This window comes from Chitinivorax sp. PXF-14, assembly GCF_040812015.1.
Classification (GTDB): Bacteria; Pseudomonadota; Gammaproteobacteria; order Burkholderiales; family SCOH01; genus JBFNXJ01.
This window is the reverse complement of the sequence record NZ_JBFNXJ010000011.1, coordinates 1-19475: the sequence shown is the minus strand read 5'-3', so window position 1 is coordinate 19475 and position 19475 is coordinate 1. Positions and strand designations below refer to the sequence as shown.

The 19475-nt window shown below is 65.1% G+C and carries 20 protein-coding genes; 16 read left to right on the top strand and 4 right to left on the bottom strand.

The window, feature by feature from the left end; all coding sequences use genetic code 11:
* Nucleotides 1-80 precede the first annotated feature (80 nt).
* On the top strand, nt 81-2735 hold the full coding sequence (locus ABWL39_RS13750) for a M1 family aminopeptidase (RefSeq protein ID WP_367792143.1): 2655 nt from the start codon (nt 81-83) through the stop codon (nt 2733-2735).
* Nucleotides 2736-2781: 46 nt separating this feature from the next.
* Here ABWL39_RS13750 and ABWL39_RS13745 read toward each other — a convergent pair whose 3' ends face one another.
* Both ABWL39_RS13745 and ABWL39_RS13740 read right to left on the bottom strand, forming a co-directional pair.
* Entirely contained in the window at nt 2782-3435 is a 654-nt protein-coding gene (locus ABWL39_RS13745; RefSeq protein ID WP_367792139.1) for a TetR family transcriptional regulator, read from the bottom strand.
* Between the two features lie 93 nt (nt 3436-3528).
* Entirely contained in the window at nt 3529-4314 is a 786-nt protein-coding gene (locus ABWL39_RS13740; RefSeq protein ID WP_367792136.1) for an SDR family NAD(P)-dependent oxidoreductase, read from the bottom strand.
* A gap of 246 nt (nt 4315-4560) precedes the next feature.
* Here ABWL39_RS13740 and ABWL39_RS13735 point away from each other — a divergent pair, with 246 nt between their 5' ends.
* The 12 genes from ABWL39_RS13735 (at nt 4561) to ABWL39_RS13680 (ending at nt 14490) form a co-directional block, all read left to right on the top strand.
* Entirely contained in the window at nt 4561-5541 is a 981-nt protein-coding gene (locus tag ABWL39_RS13735; protein WP_367792133.1) for a PEP-CTERM sorting domain-containing protein, read from the top strand.
* A 385-nt stretch (nt 5542-5926) separates the two neighbouring features.
* Nucleotides 5927-7144: a type II secretion system inner membrane protein GspF gene (gspF, locus tag ABWL39_RS13730; protein ID WP_367792130.1), complete on the top strand. Its 1218-nt coding sequence runs from the start codon at nt 5927-5929 to the stop codon at nt 7142-7144.
* Between the two features lie 257 nt (nt 7145-7401).
* The gene (gspG, locus tag ABWL39_RS13725) at nt 7402-7821 is read left to right on the top strand and encodes a type II secretion system major pseudopilin GspG (RefSeq protein WP_367792127.1); all 420 of its coding nucleotides are present in this window, start codon (nt 7402-7404) and stop codon (nt 7819-7821) included.
* A 50-nt stretch (nt 7822-7871) separates the two neighbouring features.
* A complete protein-coding gene (gene gspH / locus ABWL39_RS13720; protein WP_367792124.1) occupies nt 7872-8372 on the top strand; it encodes a type II secretion system minor pseudopilin GspH in 501 nt (166 codons plus the stop codon).
* Complete coding sequence (gene gspI / locus ABWL39_RS13715) at nt 8362-8748, top strand: type II secretion system minor pseudopilin GspI (protein WP_367792121.1); 387 nt, start codon at nt 8362-8364, stop codon at nt 8746-8748. Before gspH ends, gspI begins: the two co-directional genes overlap by 11 nt.
* A 4-nt stretch (nt 8749-8752) precedes the next feature.
* Complete coding sequence (gspJ, locus tag ABWL39_RS13710) at nt 8753-9382, top strand: type II secretion system minor pseudopilin GspJ (RefSeq protein ID WP_367792118.1); 630 nt, start codon at nt 8753-8755, stop codon at nt 9380-9382.
* Nucleotides 9379-10428 (top strand): type II secretion system minor pseudopilin GspK, encoded by a 1050-nt coding sequence (gspK, locus tag ABWL39_RS13705; protein WP_367792115.1) that lies wholly within the window; start codon nt 9379-9381, stop codon nt 10426-10428. Before gspJ ends, gspK begins: the two co-directional genes overlap by 4 nt.
* A gap of 203 nt (nt 10429-10631) precedes the next feature.
* The gene (locus ABWL39_RS13700) at nt 10632-11048 is read left to right on the top strand and encodes a hypothetical protein (protein WP_367792112.1); all 417 of its coding nucleotides are present in this window, start codon (nt 10632-10634) and stop codon (nt 11046-11048) included.
* A gap of 62 nt (nt 11049-11110) precedes the next feature.
* Nucleotides 11111-12301: a type II secretion system protein GspL gene (gene gspL, locus ABWL39_RS13695; protein WP_367792109.1), complete on the top strand. Its 1191-nt coding sequence runs from the start codon at nt 11111-11113 to the stop codon at nt 12299-12301.
* Nucleotides 12298-12768 carry a type II secretion system protein GspM gene (gene gspM / locus ABWL39_RS13690; protein WP_367792106.1) on the top strand — a complete coding sequence of 157 codons (471 nt, stop codon included), beginning with the start codon at nt 12298-12300 and terminating at the stop codon, nt 12766-12768. The genes gspL and gspM overlap by 4 nt, the downstream gene beginning before the upstream one ends.
* Nucleotides 12765-13502 carry a type II secretion system protein N gene (locus ABWL39_RS13685; RefSeq protein ID WP_367792103.1) on the top strand — a complete coding sequence of 246 codons (738 nt, stop codon included), beginning with the start codon at nt 12765-12767 and terminating at the stop codon, nt 13500-13502. Before gspM ends, ABWL39_RS13685 begins: the two co-directional genes overlap by 4 nt.
* A gap of 85 nt (nt 13503-13587) precedes the next feature.
* Nucleotides 13588-14490 carry a D-hexose-6-phosphate mutarotase gene (locus ABWL39_RS13680; protein ID WP_367792100.1) on the top strand — a complete coding sequence of 301 codons (903 nt, stop codon included), beginning with the start codon at nt 13588-13590 and terminating at the stop codon, nt 14488-14490.
* Nucleotides 14491-14497: 7 nt separating this feature from the next.
* On the opposite strand, the gene ABWL39_RS13675 is transcribed toward ABWL39_RS13680, so the two are convergent.
* Both ABWL39_RS13675 and ABWL39_RS13670 read right to left on the bottom strand, forming a co-directional pair.
* The gene (locus ABWL39_RS13675; protein WP_367792097.1) at nt 14498-14926 is read right to left on the bottom strand and encodes a hypothetical protein; all 429 of its coding nucleotides are present in this window, start codon (nt 14924-14926) and stop codon (nt 14498-14500) included.
* A 128-nt stretch (nt 14927-15054) separates the two neighbouring features.
* A complete protein-coding gene (locus ABWL39_RS13670; RefSeq protein WP_367792094.1) occupies nt 15055-15969 on the bottom strand; it encodes a LysR family transcriptional regulator in 915 nt (304 codons plus the stop codon).
* A gap of 195 nt (nt 15970-16164) precedes the next feature.
* Here ABWL39_RS13670 and ABWL39_RS13665 point away from each other — a divergent pair, with 195 nt between their 5' ends.
* The 3 genes from ABWL39_RS13665 to cydB all read left to right on the top strand — a co-directional run bounded on the left by ABWL39_RS13665 (nt 16165) and on the right by cydB (nt 19376).
* Nucleotides 16165-16881: a type 1 glutamine amidotransferase gene (locus tag ABWL39_RS13665; protein ID WP_367792091.1), complete on the top strand. Its 717-nt coding sequence runs from the start codon at nt 16165-16167 to the stop codon at nt 16879-16881.
* 75 nt (nt 16882-16956) lie between these two features.
* Nucleotides 16957-18378: a cytochrome ubiquinol oxidase subunit I gene (locus ABWL39_RS13660; RefSeq protein WP_367792088.1), complete on the top strand. Its 1422-nt coding sequence runs from the start codon at nt 16957-16959 to the stop codon at nt 18376-18378.
* Nucleotides 18375-19376 (top strand): cytochrome d ubiquinol oxidase subunit II, encoded by a 1002-nt coding sequence (cydB, locus tag ABWL39_RS13655; protein WP_367792085.1) that lies wholly within the window; start codon nt 18375-18377, stop codon nt 19374-19376. Before ABWL39_RS13660 ends, cydB begins: the two co-directional genes overlap by 4 nt.
* Nucleotides 19377-19475: the final 99 nt, after the last annotated feature.

Below are 19475 nucleotides of genomic sequence, written 5' to 3'. Positions count from 1 at the left end.
TATAGTGTTCCGTCAGGCTGGAAGTGGCGCCAGTATTGCCTCTCAGCCATGCCGCTACAAGCTCCGAGGATAAACGCACAATGAAGAAATCCCTATTGCACCGGCTGGTGCTGGCGCCTGCCCTGGCGCTCGCCATGCTGGCCCTGCATGCGGCGCCCGCACCGATGCGGCTGGGTGAGGCCGCCACCCCGAAACGCTACGAGCTCGAACTGAGTGTTGATCCGAACGCCGACAGCCACAGCGGCCATGTCGAGATCGAGCTGCAGCTCAACCAGCCGCTCAAGCAGTTGCGCCTCAATGGCTACGGGCTCAACGTCAGGCGTGCGCAGCTCGTCGTCGGCAACCGCAAGCTGCGCGCACGCGTCAGCATGCCGGACAAGCAACTGCTGCAACTTGCGTTCGGCGAGAGCGTGCCGCCGGGCCCGGCGCGCCTGCTGCTCGATTTCACCGGCCAGATCAGCAAGACCGAGATCGAGGGCATCTTCCGCCAGCAGGATGGCGGCAACTGGTACGCCTTCACCCAGTTCGAGGCGGTGGGCGCCCGCCACGCCTTCCCGTGCTTCGACGAGCCGGGCTGGAAAGTGCCCTGGCAACTGTCGCTCAAGGTGCCCAGGGATGACGTCGCCGTCGCCAACACGCCGGTCGTGTCGGAAAAGGACCTCGGCGACGGCACCAAGCTCGTGCGTTTCGCCGAGACCAGGCCGCTGCCGAGCTACCTGCTGGCCTTTGGCGTCGGCCCCTTCGATGTGGTCGATGGCGGCAAGGTCGGCAATGTGCCGCTGCGTTACATCACCCCCAAAGGGCGGGCCAGCGAGGCCCGTTACGCGCGCGAAGCCACGCCGGCCATCGTGCAGGCGCTCAAGGGCTATTTTGGCATGCCGTATCCGTACGAAAAGCTCGATAGCCTGGTGATCCCGCTCACCATGACGTTCAGCGCGATGGAGAACGCCGGCCTGATCACCTATGTCAGCCCGGTGATGCTCGCCAAGCCGCATGAGGAAACGGCCCGTTTCAAGCGCCACTACGTCGCGATCGCCGCGCACGAGCTGTCGCACCAGTGGTTCGGCAACTATGTGACGATGCGCTGGTGGGACGACCTGTGGCTCAACGAATCGTTCGCCTCGTGGATGGGCGACAAGATCACGGCCCAGGTCAGGCCCGACTGGCACTGGGACCTGTCCGGCGTGGTGGCGCGCAGCCACGCCATGGCGCTTGATCGCCTGCCATCGACGCGGCAGATTCACCAGCCGGTGGAGAGCCTCGACGACCTCGGCAACGCCTTCGACGATGTCACCTATTCCAAGGGGCAGGCCGTGCTCACGATGTTCGAGGGCTGGCTTGGCGAGGCGCGCTTCCAGAAAGGCGTGCAGCGCTACCTGCAGCAGCATGCCTGGGGCAACGCGACCGCCGCCGATTTCATCGGCGCGCTGGCGCAGGAGGATGCCGGCGTGGCGCAGGCGTTCAAGAGCTTCATCGAGCAGCCGGGCATCCCGCGCCTGGGCGTGGCGCTGAGCTGCGACCCGACGCCACGGCTGACGCTCAAGCAGAGCCGCTTCGTACCACGCGGCATCGAGATCAAGGGCGAGCAGCAGTGGGAGATCCCCAATTGCTTCAGCTATCTCGACGGCGCCCGCACGGTACGCACCTGCACCTTGCTCGACCTCACCGAGCTGCATTTCGATTCGATGCAAGCGCAGCCCGGCGCCGTCTGCCCGCAGTGGGTGCAGGCCAACCCGGAGGGGCGCGGCTACTACCGCCCCGTGTACTGGCCCGGTGGCTTGATGTCGCTGATGGAAGAGATGTCGCGCCTGTCGGCAAGCGAGGCCTACGCCGGGCTTGACGACGCGCGTGCGCTGATCGAGTCGGGCGACCTGCCGGCAGCTGACGCCTTGCGCCTGGCCGCCCGCTATGTCGGCTATCCGCGCCGCGAGGTCGTCGAGCACACCCGCGCCATCGTGCTGAGCGTGTGGGAGCTGATCGAGCCGGCGCAGCGCCCGCTGCTCGCGCGCTACATCCAGCAGACTTACGGCCCCAGGGTGGCCGAGTTGGGCGCCACACCCAAGGCCGGGGAGGGCGATGACGCGGAGATCCTGCGCAGCATGCTGGTGCCACTGCTCGGCGATCAGGGGGACGACGCCGCGCTGCGCCAGCAGGCTGCCGTGCTGGCCGATGCCTGGCTGCGGGATCACCGTGCGGTACCGGCATCGATGGTCGAACCCGCGCTGCAGCTGGCGGCGATCGACGGCGACGCCGCCCGATTCGAGCGCTATCTCGATGCGGCGCTGCGCGAGCCCGACATGAAGGTGCGCCGGCAATTGCTCAAGGCGCTGGGCGGCTTCCGCCAGCCGGCGCTGCTGGCGCGTGCGCTGGGGCTGCTGCTCGATACCCGTCTCGATGCCCGCGAGGCATTGTCCGTGGTGTGGGGCGCGGCCGACAGCGTACAGAACCGCCAGGCCGCGTGGCAGTTCGTCACGGCGCATTTCGATGCGATTGCAGCGCGCCTGCCGCGTGATCTGCCGGGCGAGTTCCCGGGCTACTTCCCCGTCTGCGATGCCGATGCACGCGCCGCGATGGAATCCTTCTTCAGGGAACGCATCGCCCGCTTCGACGGCGGCACGCGCGAGCTGGCCCACGCGCTCGAACGCGCCGATCTGTGCATGGCGGCGAAAACGGCGCAGTCGGGCAGCCTGTCGGGTTTCCTCGCGGGCTATCAGGCGCAGCTACTGCCGCAGTAAGCAAAACGGGCCGTGTACGCGGCCCGTTTTTGATCCCCGCTCAGCCTCAGCGGCTCAGGGCGCCGCGCAGCAGTTGCCTGAGCGCCTGGTCGAGTTCGTCGAAGAAATCGGGGCGCAATACCTGGAACTGGTCGTCGGCCAGCAGCGTGCGCACATTCTCGGGCCAGTCGAGCATCTGCCACAGTCCCAGCGTCAGGGCGTAGACCCGCAGCAGCAGGCGCCCGCCGTCGCCGCTGGCAAGCCCCGGCAGCCGTTGCTCGGCCAGCTCGCCCGCGCGGCGCAGGGCATGCACGAGACCGAGCTTGAATTCCACGGCGACCGGCGGATCGAGATTCTGCTCGATCACGCTATTGGTCATCGCCGCCAGCCGCAGGAAATGTGGCCGCGACCTGAAGAAGGCGAGGTATCGATCGACGAAACCATCCACCAGCTGTTCCGGCGACAGGCCATCCGTCGCCAACAGGCTGGCTGCCGTGTCGAGCAGGCTGTGGAAGCCCTCATCCAGGAGCGCCAGGAAGATTTCCTCCTTGGTGCGGAAATACAGGTACACCGTCCCCTTGGCGAGCCCGCTGGCGTCGGCGATGCGGATCACCGACGGCAGCTCGCGGCTGTTTTCGAGGAACAGGCGCATGGCTGCGTCGAGGATGGACTGGCGGCGAGCCGCCTTGTCTTCTTCGGCGACGGCACGGAATCGGGCCATGGACTACTCGATCGTAAATCGTAAAAGGTCGAATTGTAACGAGCCGGGCGGCGCGCTGGCAAAAGCTCGGCGAAGGCCGCCGCCCGACCCCGCTCAGTTCTTCATCAGCTGATAGGCCAGGCGGGCCTGCACCGGGCGCGGCGTCAGGCGGCCGAGAAATACCGTCAGCTTGTTGGCGAGCCCCGGCACCACGCTCGGCGTGCCGCGCAACATGGCACGGATGCCGATCTCCGCCACCGGCCGGCTCTGCATCATCATCATGCGTTGATACAGGGTCGGCTTCTGGCCGGATACCTCGAGGAAGCTGGTCTGCGTGATGCCCGGGCATAGCGTGGCCACCTTGACGCCATGTTTCTTCCATTCGTCGTTGAGCGCCTCGCCAAACAGCAGCACATAGGCCTTCGACGCGGCATAGGCGGCGTAGGTCGGTGTAGCCTGATAGCCGCCGATCGATGCCACCAGCAGCACGTGGCCACGGCGCCGCTTGACCATCTCGCCGCCAAACAGGTGGGTCAGCCGGGTCAACGTCATGATGTTGAGGCGCAGCATCTCGTCTATGCGTTCATACGGCGTTTGATCAAATTCGCCGAATACGCCGAAGCCTGCATTGTTGACCAGCACATCGATACGCCGGCCACGCGCATAGAGGCGCTGGTACAGCTGGTTGGGCGCGTCGGCGCCGGCGAGATCGATCGCCTCGACTTCCACTTCCACCCCGTATTTCGCGCCTAGCGCTGCCGCCAGGCACTCCATCGGCTCGCGCCGCCGCGCCGCCAGCACCAGGTTGGCACCGCCAGCCGCGAGAATGCGCGCAAATTCCACGCCGAAGCCACTCGAAGCGCCGGTGACCAGCGCCCATTGATTGTCAAAGCGTTTCATTGCTCGCTCCAGGGTGATTGCGTCAGTATTGTCATGTCGTTGTGACCGATGGTCATAATACAAATTGATCCATGGTCATTGCAAGGCGAAGCGATGAAATTTTGCCTGATATGGAATAACTGGGATAACGCAATTACCCGGTGTCGGTTTTTCTTACAGTCAAAGGAATGATCAACTGAATGAGTATTAAATCCCGGTTTAAATCAAACATGTATTTACTCGGGATTGATTCTTGCTTGCGGAAGTATGTTTACTACGATCAGCAAAAGCATTGAATACGGAGTTGTAAGGATGAGCAAATCTATTGTCGTGCCAAACGTACGCACGCATATTGTTTTCATTGCGGCCGCGGTGTTACTGATGGCCCAAGAGGCGCACGCCCTGCCGGTACTAAGCGGTAATGTATCGGTGGTTCAAGATGGTGGGGCTCCCGTTGTCGCAGCCGATACCAAGGCGGGCGCCTCGTTCATGGATGCATATGCGAGCAGGGGCAGCTCACTGGCGCATACCAGCGGTACCGCTGCAGACGGTTCCTTCCGCTGGGGGTCTGCTGCTTACGGCAATGCGAATTCGAATGCGCTGCTCAACTATCACAATGTGATCGTCAACCCTTTTAGCTATGCCGTTTCTGCTGTGTTTACCTTTACGCTCAATGCCGGCTCTGTCGATGTCGCGAATGAAGGCGCTTTCAGCGCAGGCGAAGGCGGAACAGCGCTGGTAGACCTGAAGGTGTCTCGTGACGGCAGCCTGCTTGGTCGCACAACGCGCCAAGTATCGCTGGATACCAATGTTGGCGCGACACAACAGGGCTCATCGGACGGCCTCGACATCGTTGGTAGCTATACCGTGGGGGCGGACAGCGTATCGTTCTATTGGGATACCCAAGCGCTGAGTATCAACTTGGGCGTATTGGCCGCCAATGCTGCACTGACGCTGGATTACGATGCCGTAAGCTCGTCGTTGTCGAGTTTCCTGAGCGAAACCGTCAGCTACCCATGCGGAGGTGATGGCAATGACGGTGGTGATTGCTCGTATACCTTGAGCGGTGGCTATGCTGATTCATGGGGAGGGGACCCATTCTCCGCATCATTTCCAAGCGAGTTCTTCTCTGTGACGTTTACTCCCGCAGCCGGCAACGACCTACCCGAGCCGGCAACAGTCGGGCTGTTTGGCGTAGGGTTGATGGGGTTGGGGTGGCTCCGGCGCCGACACGACCGGATCTGTTAAGTGGATAAACAGGCAATAAAGAACGGCGCATCGAGCGCCGTTTTTCGCTTGTTACGTATGCAACAACGAGTCTCCATGATCAGAAGTCATACCGGTTGTGGATGACCGTCACCTTCCAAATTGCACCGGGTTTTGGTGAACTAGAAGGCGTTGGCGCAGGAAGTCATCTATAGCCGTGGGTTTGGAAGGGCTGGCGTCGCGGAGGCTATTGGCGCTGCCATCGAAGGAAAGCTGGGCGTGAGCCGAAACTGGCAATGGTGTCGCAGCCGCAATCACCCTGTCATGGGGCGCCTTTATGCTCGCGGACCTTGCCAAACAGCCGAAGCTGCCCGGAGAATACGGCGCATCGCACGTTAGCCGCCTTTTATCGCGCTGAATAACCACCATGGCCGGTTTCAAATACGAAGCACTCGATGCCGCCTCGGGCAAGTCCATCAAGGGCGTGCTGGAGGCCGACAACGCCCGTCTAGCCCGGCAGGATCTGCGCGAGCGCGGGTTGATGGTGGTCGAGATCAGCGAGATCGTCGCCGATAACGGCAAGGCCGGTGGTGGCGCGAACCGTCGCGGCGGCGTATCGACCGCGCAGCTTGCCCTGCTGACGCGCCAGCTGTCGACGCTGCTCGATGCTGGCTTGACGGTGGAGCAGGCACTCAATGTGGTGATCGAGCAATCCGAGGCCCCGCGCGAGCGCGAGGTGATGGCGGCGGTGCGCAGCGAGATTCTTTCCGGGGTCAGCCTGTCCAAGGCCTTGTCGCAGCATCCGCGCGTGTTTCCCGACCTGTACCGCACGCTGGTTGGCGCCGGCGAAGAGTCGGGCAAGCTGCCCGAGGTGATGCGGCGTCTGTCCGAATACGTGGAGAGCAGCCAGGCGCTGCGCTCGAAGGTGATGTTGGCGTTCATCTACCCCGGCATCATCACGACCGTGTCGATCCTCGTGGTGACCGGGCTCTTGACCTATGTCGTGCCGCAGGTGGTCAACGTGTTCCAGAACACGCACCAGCAGTTGCCGTTGCTGACGCGCGGCCTGCTGTGGCTGTCGGGCGCAGTGCGCGTGGCGGGCCTGCCGTTCGCGCTGTTGCTGGGGCTGGCGGTGTTCCTGTTCCTGCGCGCGCTGAAGAACGAGGCCGTGCACCTGCGTTTCGACCGCTTCCTGCTGACCGTGCCGCTGGTGGGGCGGCTATCGCGCGCGATCAATACTGCGCGGCTGGCCAGCACGCTGTCGATTCTGGTCGGCAGCGGCGTACCCATGCTCAACGCGATGGCCGCAGCGACGGGCGTGGTGCACAACCGCGCGCTGCGCGATGCGGTCAAGGATGCCAGCAAGCATGTGCGCGAGGGCCTGAGCCTGTCGCGGGCGCTGGCCGGCAGCAAGCTGTTCCCGCCGGTGCTGATCCACCTGATCGCCAGCGGCGAGGCGAGTGGGCGGCTCGAGCACATGCTGGAGCGCGCGGCGATGCAGCAGAGCAACGAGCTCGAAACCCGTGTGGCCACGCTCACCGGGCTGATGGAGCCGCTGCTGATCCTGATCATGGGGGCGGTGGTGCTGGTGATCGTGCTGGCCATCCTGCTGCCCGTGTTCGAAATGAACCAACTGATCAAGTAAGCAACTGATCACATGAGGAAGCGCTGATTTATTCGGCGAGCGGGATGAAGTGCAAGGAGCCCGGCGCGCAGAAGGCGAGACCTATCTGATGGATAGGCGAGCTTTCGAGCACCGCGCGAGAGCAACCGAGCTTGGCAAGCGAAGCTTGCTGAGCGAATTGCCTGCCTTTGGTACGCAGCAATTCGCCCGCGCAGTCAATAAATCAGCGCTTCCATAACTGACAACAAGCCCGCTGCCGGCGGGTATGGAGAAGCGAGATGCAACGCAAACAGCAGGGCTTTACCCTGATCGAAATCATGGTCGTGATCGTCATCCTCGGCGTGCTGGCCGCGCTGGTGGTGCCCAAGATCATGGACCGGCCGAACGAGGCGCGTGCCGTGGCGGCCAAGCACGACATTTCGGCGATCATCCAGGCGCTGAAGCTGTACAAGCTCGACAGCGGCGGCTACCCGACCACCGATCAGGGCCTCAAGGCGCTGACGCAAAAGCCCTCCACCCCCCCGGTCCCCAACAACTGGAAGAGCGGCGGCTACCTCGAGCGCCTGCCGCAAGACCCGTGGGGCCGTGATTACCAATACCTGAGCCCGGGCCTGCATGGCGAGGTCGATGTATTCAGCTATGGCGCAGACGGTGCGGCTGGCGGCGAAGGCGCCGATGCCGACATCGGCTCCTGGTAAGCTTGATCCTGCTCCGCACCTGCCGTTTGCTGCCGAGGAGATGCTGCGCCGTGGCGCCTGACCTCATCCGGCCGCGCCAGCGCGGGTTCACGCTGATCGAGATCATCGTCGTGGTGCTGATCATCGGCATCGTGCTGGCGCTGGCGGTGGTCAATCTGCAGCCGGGCTCGTCGCAGCATGTGCAGCAGGAGAGCGAGCGGCTCGCGCTGGTATTCGAGGCTGCGCGCGACGAGGCGATCGCCAGCGGCACGCAGCTCGGCTGGTCCGTCAGCGGCCACCAGTATGGCTTCTGGCGGCGCCAGGGGGGCGACTGGCAGCCCGTCAACGACGACGACAGCCTGCGCGCGCGGCAGTTGCCCGACGACGTGATGCTCGACGCGATCAGCGTTAACCTGCAGCCGCTGCCGCCCGACGCCAAGATCCTGTTCACGCCCTCGGGCGTCAACGAGCTGTTCAGCCTGCGCCTGAGCTCGGGGGAGACCGCCTACAAGCTGTCGTCCGACGTATTGGGGCGCATCAAGGTCGAGCAGGAGGTGGCCCGTGCGCCATAACCCGACACCACGCCTGCCGCGCGGCTTCACGCTGGTCGAGGTGCTCGTCGCGCTGGCGATCCTGGCGATTGCGCTGGCGGCGGCCATGCGGGCGACCAGCGGCATGATCGGCTCGGCCGGCGAGATGAAAACGCGCCTGGCCGCCGGCTGGGTGGCGCAAAACCGTCTGGCCGAGCACCTCGCGATGCGCGACTTCCCCGAGGTCGGCAGCAATACCGGCAAGGCCGATCAGGCCGGCCTGCATTTCAGCTGGCGCGAGGATGTGAGCGGTACGCCGAACAAGAATTTCCGCCGCATCGAGATCAAAGTATTCAGTGGCGAGCAGAGCGATTACGCCTCGGCGCAGCTGATCGGCTACCTGTCGCGGGAGAACTGAGCCGATGCCGCGCCGTGCTGCCCATTCCCGCCCATCCGCCGGTTTTACGCTGCTCGAACTGCTGGTGGCACTGATCGTGTTCGCGATCATGTCGACGATCGCCTACGGCGGGCTCGACCGCATCATGGCGGTGCGCGAGCGCCTCAACGCCGAGAACAAGAAGTGGCGCGAGCTGACGCTGGTGCTCGGGCGCATGGACGAAGACCTGAGCCTGGCCATCAACCGCGCCTACCGCAACAGCTTCGGCACGACCCAGCCGCCCCTGTCCGGGTCGCCCCAGATGCTCAACGACGACGACGCCAATCTGCATCTGGTGCGTGCCGGCGCCGCGGACGGGCGGGGCGGCACCGGCGAGCCGATGCACATCGGCTACCGCCTGCGCGAGTCGCGGCTCGAACTGGTGCAATGGACCACGCTCGACCAGCCGCTGCGCGATACGCCGCAGGTCAATGTGCTGCTCGAACACGTCAAGGGCTTCGAGCTCGCATTTCTTAATGACCAGAACACCTGGGAGACGCGCTGGCCCAATGGCCAGACCAACAACCCGATGCCACGCGCGATCCGCTTTGCCATCACGCTCGAGTCGGGCGAGAAGATCGAGCGGCTGGTCGCCCTGCCGATGGTGGCGTCATGATTCGCCACTCTGGCCGCCAGCCTAGCTTGCACAAGCGTCGTGAGCCCTCGGCCCGTGCCGTGGGGCGGCCTGCTGCCGGCCCAGCCCGCCAGCGTGGCGTTGCCATCATCACCGCGGTGCTCGTCGTGGCGCTGGTCGCGTCGATGACCTTCTTCATGGCATGGCGCGAGCAGCTCTGGATACGCGTGGTGGAAAACCAGACCGATGCCGCCGAGGCCAAGGCCATCGCACGCGCCGCGCTCAATCTGGTGCGCGCCTCGCTGCGCGACGATGGCCGGCCCAACAACGGCCAGCCGCCCTATGATCACCCGGGCGAGGCGTGGGCGGTGCCGATCACCAAGATGCCGGTCGAGCGCGGCGAGGCGGGCGGACAGGTGGTTGACCAGCAGGGCCTGTTCAACCTCAACAGCCTGGTCAAGCAGGAAACGCAGGGGCAGGATCAGGCCGCTTACGTCAAGAACCCGCCCGGCTTCGACCAGTTCGTGGCGCTGCTCGGCAGGCTGCAGTTGCCGCAGTCGCTGGCCCTGACACTGCTCGACTGGCTCGACAGCGGCAACGAGCCGGTAACTGGCGGCGCCGAGGAAATGGACTACCTGAACCTCGATCACCCCTACCGGCCCCCCAACCAACCGATAGTCGATTTCGCCGAGCTCAAGCGCGTCAAGGGATTCACACCCGAGGCGATGGCCAAGCTGAGGCCGTTCGTGACGGTGTTGCCACTGTCGCAAGCGGCGGAAGAAGGGCGCATCAACATCAATTTCGCGCCGGCGGAAGTGCTGGCGGGCATCAACGGCATCGGTGACGCCGGCGCCAGCCTGATCGTACAGAAGCGCCGCGAGAAGCCATTCGCCAGCGTGGACGAGGTCAAGGCACTGTTCCAGGATCCGCAAGGGACGCCGATCGACGAGACGGCGATCGGCGTGCGCACCTACTTCTTCGAGGCGCGCGTGTCGGCCCGCTTTGGCCGCGTTGCCGTCACCTATACCGCGCTGCTCAAGCGCGACAGCAGCAACAAGGTCTCGGTGATCTGGCTCAAGCAGCTGTGAGGCATGCGCCAAGCGCAGGATGTGTTCATGCTTTTTGAGCCATTTGTCATGCCCGGGTGTTCCACCTGGAAGCCGATCAGGGTAGAATTAGAGTTGGTGCTCAACATAACCATGACATCTTGCCAGGGTAAAACGTCGGCTAACGACCACACCCACCAAGGGGCGCCTGTTGCTGTGTCTCAACGGAGATAGGGAGTGAGAAAATGAAAAAGCTTTGCTGCGCCGTGCTCGCGCTGCTGCCTGCCCTGGCGCTGGCCGATGTGTTGCCCATCGACGATTCCGGCCTGTCCAACGTGACGGGCCTGAACAGCATGGGGATATTCACGCGCAAGACGACCGAAACCGACGGCAAGAAGGCCGACGAGGAAAAGGACGAGATGCGCGGCTCCTTGCGTACCGCATCGCAGTCGATCGAGCAGAACAACAAGGATGTGAAGCCGATCGACCAGTTGCCGACATGGGATGTCGCGCGTGATGGCTGGAAGGATGTACTTCCGAACCAAAACGCCGATAATAGCAACAGCGCCCGCGGTAGCCTGGGTCCCGGGTCGTTTTCCCCAACCTTGGGGCCGAATATCGACTATTCAGGTACTCGCTCCAGGGTGTTGATCAACCGTTAATCCCGCGTGTGCAGGCCGCCCGCCTGCCGAAACGGCGGGTGGCACACAACAAGAACACGCCATTGCACAGACTTCGCCTCGCCTTGCCTGCCGGGTTCGACCCGGATCATCCCGTTTTCGACTGGGTTGCCACCGCCGCTGATGGACGCGTGCTCGAACGCGGCCAGGGCGACCCTGGCAGCTACCGCCAAAGCCGCCTGATCGAGTTGCTGCTGCCCGCGCCGATGGCGCTGTCGGTCAACATCACGCTACCCACGGCCTCGCGCAAGCAGGCCTTCAAGCTTGCTGCCTTCGCACTCGAAGATCGCCTGCTGGCGAGCCCCGAGCAATGCCATATCGCGCTCGGCGGCTCACGCGACAAGCTGTTCCCGGCCGTCGTCGTTGGCCGGCCCTGGCTCAAGCTGCTGATTGCCACGTTGGGCAAGCTCGGCATCAAGCTAGGTGCGGCCTACAGCAGCGCGGCCTTGCTGCCGGTGGAGCGCGGCGTCTGGCACGCCGCGATGGAAGAGGGGCGCGGCTATGTGCGGGTGAGCGAAGCCGAAGGTTTCAGTTTCGACGCCACCTCCGCCGCGCTGCCCGTGGAAATCGGCCTGGCGCTGGCGCGCGCGGCGGAATCGCCGGCACGGCTGGTGCTGCACGGTGCCGACGCGGCCCTGGCCGCTGGCTGGCAGGCCGATGGGCTCGAGATCGTCGAGGCACCGGCGCTCGATTGGGGCGCCGCCGCAGTGTCGGGCGATGCCATCAACCTGCTGCAGGGTGAGTTCGCCACGTCGGCCACGCTCGATGTCGACTGGAAGCGCCTCAAGCCCACGTTGTGGCTCGCCGGCATCGCGCTGGTGATCTACATGGGTAGCGTGGTGGCCGACTGGGCCTCGCTCGGCTACAAGCGCAAACAGCTCGACCAGCAGATGACGGCCGAGCTGCGCAAGATCATGCCCAACGGCCCCATTCTCAATCCGCTGCTGCAGGCGCAGCGCATTGCGCAATCGCGCAGCGCGCAGTCGGGCGGTGGCCTGCCGCCTGACGGCCTGCTCGGGCGCCTGCAGGCGCTGGCGCCGCTGCTCGGCGAGGTGTCGCTCAACGGCATCGATTTCCGTGGCAGCACACTGACGCTCGACTGCAAGTTTCCCAACCCGGCCGCGGCCGATGCGCTGCTGCAGCGGCTCAACGGCGCGGGCATGGCCGCAACATTCGATGGCCCGCCCGGAAACGGCGGCCAGAGCGGCAAGATCATCGTGGCGGGGCGCAAATGAAGCAGCAACTGCAATTGTTGTGGCAACAGCGCGAGCCACGCGAACGCCTGATTCTCGCCGTCGGCGCGGCGCTGCTCGGCCTCATGCTGCTCTATGCGCTGCTGTGGCAGCCGGTGCTGAACGAACGTCAGCGCTTGCTGCGCGTGGTGCCGCGGATGGAGCAGGATCTCGCCGCGCTGAAACAGATCGTCAACGACGCGAAGGGCGCCGCCCAGCCGCAGCACAACGAGCTGCCGGTGCAGGCGGCGGTCGACAACGCCCTGCGCGCCAATGGCATCGACAAGGCGCAGCTCGTCGGCGACGGCAAGCGCGTGACGGTGACGCTCGATAACGCCTCGTTTGCCGCGCTGACGCAGGCGCTCAACAGCCTGCAGGCGGAGCAGGGGATCCAGGCGACCGTGGCCAGCGTCGTATCGCTGCCCGATGCCGGCATGGTCAAGGCGCAGATCGAGCTGGCGCGCCCATGACGGGACGCCTGATCGCGGGCGGCGTGTGCGCCTATGCGCTGTTCATGCTGGCCAATGCACCGGCCAGCCTGGTGCCCGCCGCGCTGGACAAGGCCTTGCCGGGGCGCGTGGCGCTGAGCGGTGTCAAGGGCTCGGTGTGGCACGGACAGGCGGCCAGCCTGGCGCTCGATGGCCAGCCGCTGTGGCAGCAGCTCGACTGGCAGCTGTCGCCGTGGGCGCTGCTGCTCGGGCGGGCGAAACTGCAGCTGAAGGTGGCCGGCGGGCAGCAGCTGGTGGCGTCGATCGGTTTCGGCGACGTCGCGCTGAGCGATACCCGCATCAGCGTGCCCTTGTCCGCGCTGTCCGGCGCCGTGCCCGCGATCCGCACCTACCAGTTGGGCGGCCTGCTGAGCCTGTCCACGCCATCCTTCAACGCCTCGGCCAACGAGCAGGCCGGCAATGCCGTGATCGAATGGCATCAGGCGTCGTCCGGCATGGTGGCGGTGCCGGTGCTCGGCGACTACCGGCTCGATGCCAAGGCCGGCCCGCGCGGGCTGCTCGGCAAGGTTGCCACGCTGGGCCCGGCGGCCCTGCAGGTCACCGGCGACGGTGACTGGACCGCCAGCCGCGGCGCGTCGATCCGGCTGCAGCTCAGGCCCGATGCGGTGCAGGCCGACAAGCTGCGCGCGCTGTTGTCCGCTGCGGGCCAGCCCAGCGCGGACGGTACCTACTACCTGAACACCTCGCTCAAGTAACCCGCCCCTATCAGGGCCGATACGGCTTACGGGCCGCGCAGGGCTCTTGTATGCTTGCGCCCTTCCTTCCCAATTCCGATCCGTCATGACCGAAGCAGACGCGCTGCGTGCCCAACTTGAACCCTATCCGGGCTTTTCCGTTATCGATAGTGCCGATGGTCTGCCCATCATCGTCATCGAGCACGCCGGACTGCGCGCCAGCATCACGCCACAAGGCGCGCAGCTGCTCGAGTTCCAGCCGGCAGGCCAGCCGCCGCTGCTGTGGTGCTCGGCGCAGGCGCGCTACCAGCCCGGCAAGGCCGTGCGTGGCGGGATTCCGCTTTGCTGGCCGTGGTTCGGGCCGCATCCGGGCGACGCCACGCAGCCGGCCCATGGCTTTGCGCGCGTGCTGCCGTGGCAGCTGGCCCAGGTGGAGGTGGCGGCCGACTCGGTCAGCGTGGCCTTCGTGCTGCGAGACAGCGCTGTCTGCCGCGCCATTTGGCCGCATGCCTTCGAACTGAGCCTGTGCTACCGCCTTGGGCGCGAACTCCAGCTCGATTTCAGCGTGACGAACCGGGGCACCACGCCGGCCGGCATGAGCTACGCGCTGCACAGCTACTTCCCGGTATCCGATATTGCCGACACGGCCGTCGATGGCCTCGATGGCGTCAGCTACATCGACCAGCTCGACGCTATGGCGCGCAAGCTGCAGCACGGCGCTGTGCGCTTTGCCGACGAGGTGGACCGCATGTATGTCGGCGCGGGCGGCGACTACCTGATCCACGATCAGGCCGGCGGGCGGCGCATCCACCTGCAGGCCCATGGCTGCGCCAGCGCCGTGGTGTGGAACCCGTGGATCGACAAGGCGCGGCGCCTGGCCGACATGGGTGACGACGAGTATCGGCAGATGTTGTGCGTCGAGTGCGGCAATGTCGCCGACGACACGCTGATGCTGGCGCCGGGCGCCAGCCATCATGCCCGCCTCGCCATCTCGGGCGCGGCAGGCTGACGCACCGCTACAGCTTGGGTGCCCAGCCTGAGGGAAAGCCCTTGCTCGTGCCGCGATAGGTTTTGGCGGTACGGTATTTATTGAAGGTGGCGAGCGTCAGCGGCTGCTGCTTGTTCAACAGCTTGCCGCTCAGGCCGCCATGTTTCTCCCACCAGTATTGTTCCGCCGCGGCCGTTTCCAGCTCGGTGAACTCCTTGCAGTTCTCGAGCTTGCTCGGGTAGTAGGGCCATTTGGTGGCGTCGTCCGACTGATAGGCCACGTCGCTGAACAGCGATTTGTGCCAGGGGTAGCCGACATCGTTGTTGACGTGCTCGACGAAGCGCTCGCCGTCGCGCGCGTAGGTGGTGCGGCCGACATAGATGATCGTTGCCGTCTTGCTGTCGTGGATGGCGTAGATCGATTGGTCGGACGTGCTGGTGTCGGAGAGATCGGGCATGATGGCCTCCATTCAGGCAGGGATGCGCAGGCGAATCGAGTATCAGTTTCATCATAGTTCACCGCCTTGCGCGGTGACGCGGCAACGCCATCGCCCACTGTCCAGCGTTACCGCGCCCGCCGGAACGCTCAGTACTGCGCCCCAGCCGGCTCTCCCTGGCCCTGCAGCAGCTCGCGCACCGTTTCGATCATCACCCGCACCACCGGCGGCAGCTCGCCGCGCGGCAGGTAGAGCACACCCACCGTGCGCATCACCTCGGGCTCGACGACGAGCTTCCACACCAGCTCGGGATCGTGGAAGGGCACGGCCGAGAAGCCCGGCAACACCGTCATGCCGCCGTTGCGCTTGATCGCATCGAGAATGCCGCTGATGCGGTTCATCTCGGCCACCACATTGGGTGTGAGGCCGGCCTTGGCGGTGGCCTCGTCCCACAGCTGGCGCGTGCGGTAGGGGCGGCTCAGCAGGTAGGCGGGCTCACTGCAGACGAGCACTGCCGGCACGCGGTTGAAGATGGCCAGCTTGTGATTGGGCGGCATCACGGCGTAAAAGCGGTCGGAAAACAGCTCCTCGGCACGGATGCTGCTGTTTCTAGGCGGGGTGAAGCCGATGCCGATCTGCAGCCGCTCGTCGAGCAGCCCCTGCTCGATTTCTTCGCCTGACAGCTCCTCGATGTGCAGCGTGATCTCGGGGCTCAGCACACCCATGCGGCGGATCAGCTGCGACACGATCGCATGGTTCACCGTCTGCAGCACGCCCAGGCTCAGCGTGGTGAGCGGGCTGCGCGCATGCTGCTTGAGCTCGGCCTGGGCCTCCTGCAGTTGCCGCAGTACCGCCTGTGCATGGCGGTAGAGCAGGTGGGCGGCCGAGGTGGCGCGGATGCGCTTGCCCTCGCGTTCGAACAGCAGCACATCGAGCTGGCTTTCGAGCTGCTTGAGCTGTTGCGACAGCGCCGGCTGCGATACGAACAACCGTTGTGCCGCGCGGCCGACGTGCTGCTCTTCATAAACGGCGACGAAATAGCGTAGCTGGCGGGTTTCTAGCATTTTTCATAAGTAAAACTTATTGGTGTGAGAAGTATAAAGTATTGGGAACTTGTCTGGCAGGCGCCTAGAATCGGCTCGTTTTCTTGATGTGAATCAATTTGATGCCGGCTGACGCTGGGTTTGTTGATTCGCCGATGTGTGGGGCCGGTTTTTTCATCCGGTGCCTGTTTATGAATATTGATAAGGTTTGCTTTTATGCGGCTTCACGTTTACCAGCATGTTGCTTTCGAAGGCCCGGCCCTGATCGCGGACTGGGCCGCCGCGCGCGCCTTGCCGCTGGTGCTGCATCGCCTGTTTGACGGTGAGCCGCCCGCGCTGCCGACGCCAGACGAAGCGCTGATCGTGCTCGGCGGGCCGATGGGCGTGCATGACGAGGCAAGCTGCCCGTGGCTCGTGGCCGAGAAGGCCGCGATCCGCAAGGCGCTGACGATGGGCTGCCCGGTGTTTGGCATCTGCCTCGGCGCGCAGCTGCTGGCCCATGTGCTCGGTGCGCGCGTCTACCGCAACAGCGAACGCGAGATCGGCTGGTTCCCCGTTGCCAGCGCGCAGTCGGGCTGGCCCCTGCCCGAACGCTTCACGCCACTGCACTGGCACGGCGATACCTTCGATCTGCCAGAAGGCGCCCAGTCGCTCGGCAGCAGCACGCTCACGCGCCACCAGGGCTTTGCCTGGCGCGACCAGGCGCTGGCCCTGCAGTTTCATCTCGAAGCGACGCCCGACTGGCTCGACGGGCTGATTCAACACGGCGCGGACGAGCTGGCCGGTGGTGGGCAATTCGTGCAGCCGCCGGCCGCGCTGCAGGCCGAGCGCCGCCACTTCGAGGCCAATCGCGAGCTGTGCTTCGCGCTGCTCGATCGCTGGCTGGCATTGAGCCCGGCAGCGCCTGGGCGCGGCCATCCCGCGCACAAATGATGCGCGATCGTCTGGCCCGATAACAACACCCGGAAGGGGGAGGGAGGATAAAAAAATATAACCCTGGAGAACCACATGCTCGACCCCGCCGTTCTGGACGCGGCCCTGTTGTCGCGTCTGCAATTCGCCTTCACGGTGAGTTTTCACATCGTCTGGCCCAGCCTCACCATTGGCCTTTGCCTGTTCCTGTTCATCCTCGAAACCCTGTGGCTGAAGACCGCCGACACGGTTTATCTCAAGCTCTACAAATTCTTCGTCAAGATCTTCGCGCTCGCCTTCGGCATGGGCGTGGTGACCGGCATCCCGCTCGCCTGGCAGTTCGGCACCAATTTCAGCGAGCTGTCGCGCATTGCCGGCTCGGTGCTCGGCCCTTTGATGGGCGTGGAGGTGATGACGGCCTTCTTCCTCGAGGCGGCGTTCATCGGCGTGATGCTGTTCGGCTGGGATCGTGTCAGCCCGCGCCTGCACTACCTCGCCACCTTTCTGGTGATGCTCGGCACGCACAACTCGGCGTTCTGGGTGGTGTCGGCCAATTCCTGGCTGCACACGCCGGCCGGGGTCGAGATGATCGACGGCGTGATGGTGGTGAAGGACTGGTGGGCGGTGATCTTCAACCCCTCCTTCCCGTACCGCGTCACCCACATGCTGCTGGCCTCCTACCTGTCGGCGACGGTGATGGTGGCGGGGGTCTGTGCCTGGTATCTGATCAAACGCCAGCATGTCGAGATCGCGCGCAAGGGATTCTCGCTCGCGCTGTGGCTGCTGCTGTTTCTCGCACCGCTGCAGGTGCTGGTTGGTGACAACCACGGGCTGCAGGTGCTGCGCGACCAGCCGCGCAAGATCGCGGCGATGGAAGGTGTCTGGCACACCGAGCGGCAGGCGCCGCTGTTGCTGTTCGCCGTGCCGGACAAGGATCACGAGCGCAACGAGCATGAGGTCAAGGTGCCCGGGCTCGCCAGCCTGATCCTCACGCACCATCTCGATGGCGAGATCAAGGGGCTGACCGAATGGCCCAGGGCAGATCGCCCGCCCGTGGCGCCGGTGTTCTTCTCGTTCCGCGTCATGGTGGGGCTCGGCCTCGCGTTCATCGCGCTGGGCGTAACGGGGCTTGGGCTGCGGCGCGGCGGGCGGCTGTATCAGGCGCGGCCGCTGCTGTGGCTGGCCTGTCTGCTGACGCCGGCCGGTTTCGTCGCCACCATCGCCGGCTGGTGGGTGGCCGAGATCGGCCGCCAGCCTTACCTGATCGACGGCATCCTGCGCACCGCCGACGCGGTGTCGCCGGTGCCCGCTGCCGCCGTGGCCAGTTCGCTCGCGGCCTATCTGGTCGTCTACGGCCTGATGCTGATCGCCTTCTTCTACTATTGCCACCACCTGGTACAGCGCGGCCCGCTGCCGCTGCCCGGCGAGACGCCAGCGGAGCAGCATGCGGAAGGCGAATGGCTCGCCGTTGCCGGCCACGCCAGCCTGTACACGCCCGACAGCAAAGGAGCCCAATGATGGACGCCGCATTGATCTGTGCGCTGATGATCGTCTTCGGCATCGTCATGTATGTGATTCTCGATGGATTCGATCTCGGCATCGGCATTCTCTTCCCGTGGGCGCCGGCCGACGAGAGCCGCAACCTGATGATGTCGTCGATCGCGCCGGTGTGGGACGGCAACGAGACCTGGCTGATCTACGGCGGCGGCATCCTGTTCGCGGCCTTCCCCAAGGCGTTTGCGGTGCTGCTGCCTGCGCTCTACATACCGATCATGGTGATGCTGTTCGCGCTGATCTTCCGCGGTGTGGCCTTCGAGTTCCGCATGAAGGCGAAGCAGAGCCGCTGGATCTGGGACACCTCGTTCACCGTGGGCTCGATGCTCGCGGCCTTCGCCCAGGGGCTCATCGTGGGCGCGGTGATCCACGGCTTCAAGGTGGTGGATGGCAGATACGCCGGCGGCAGCTTCGACTGGCTGACGAGCTTCGGCATCACCTGCGGCTTTGCCATGATCCTCGCCTATGCCTTCCTCGGCGCGGCCTGGCTGGTGATGAAGACCGGCGGCGCCACGCGCGACTGGGCGCGCAGCATCACCCGGCCGCTGGCGGTGGCCATGGCCGGGTTTCTGGCGAGCATCTCGATGAAGACGCCGCTCGAATATCACTGGATTGCCGAGCGCTGGTTCAGCCTGCCCAACTTCGTCTACCTGTCGCCGATCCCGCTCGCCACCGTGGCGCTGTTCGTCGGCCTGTTCCGCGGCTTGAGGCTCGGGCGTGACCGGCGGCCGTTCTACTGTGCGGTCGGCATCTTCCTGCTGGGCTTCGTCGGGCTCGCCGTCAGCCTGTGGCCGTATTTCGTGCTGCCGGCGATGACCTTCTGGCAGGCGGCGGCGCCGGCCAGTTCGCTCAACTTCGTGCTGGTGCTGGTGGCGATCTCGCTGCCGATCACGGTCGGCTACACCGCCTTTGTCTACAAGATCTTCCGCGGCAAGGTGAAGCCGGAGCACAGCTATTACTGAGCGGGCCTGACAGCCAATGCCGGGGGGGGGGGGGGGGGGGCGGGGGGGGGGGGGGGGGGGGGGGGGGGGGGGGGGGGGGGGGGGGGGGGGGGGGGGGGG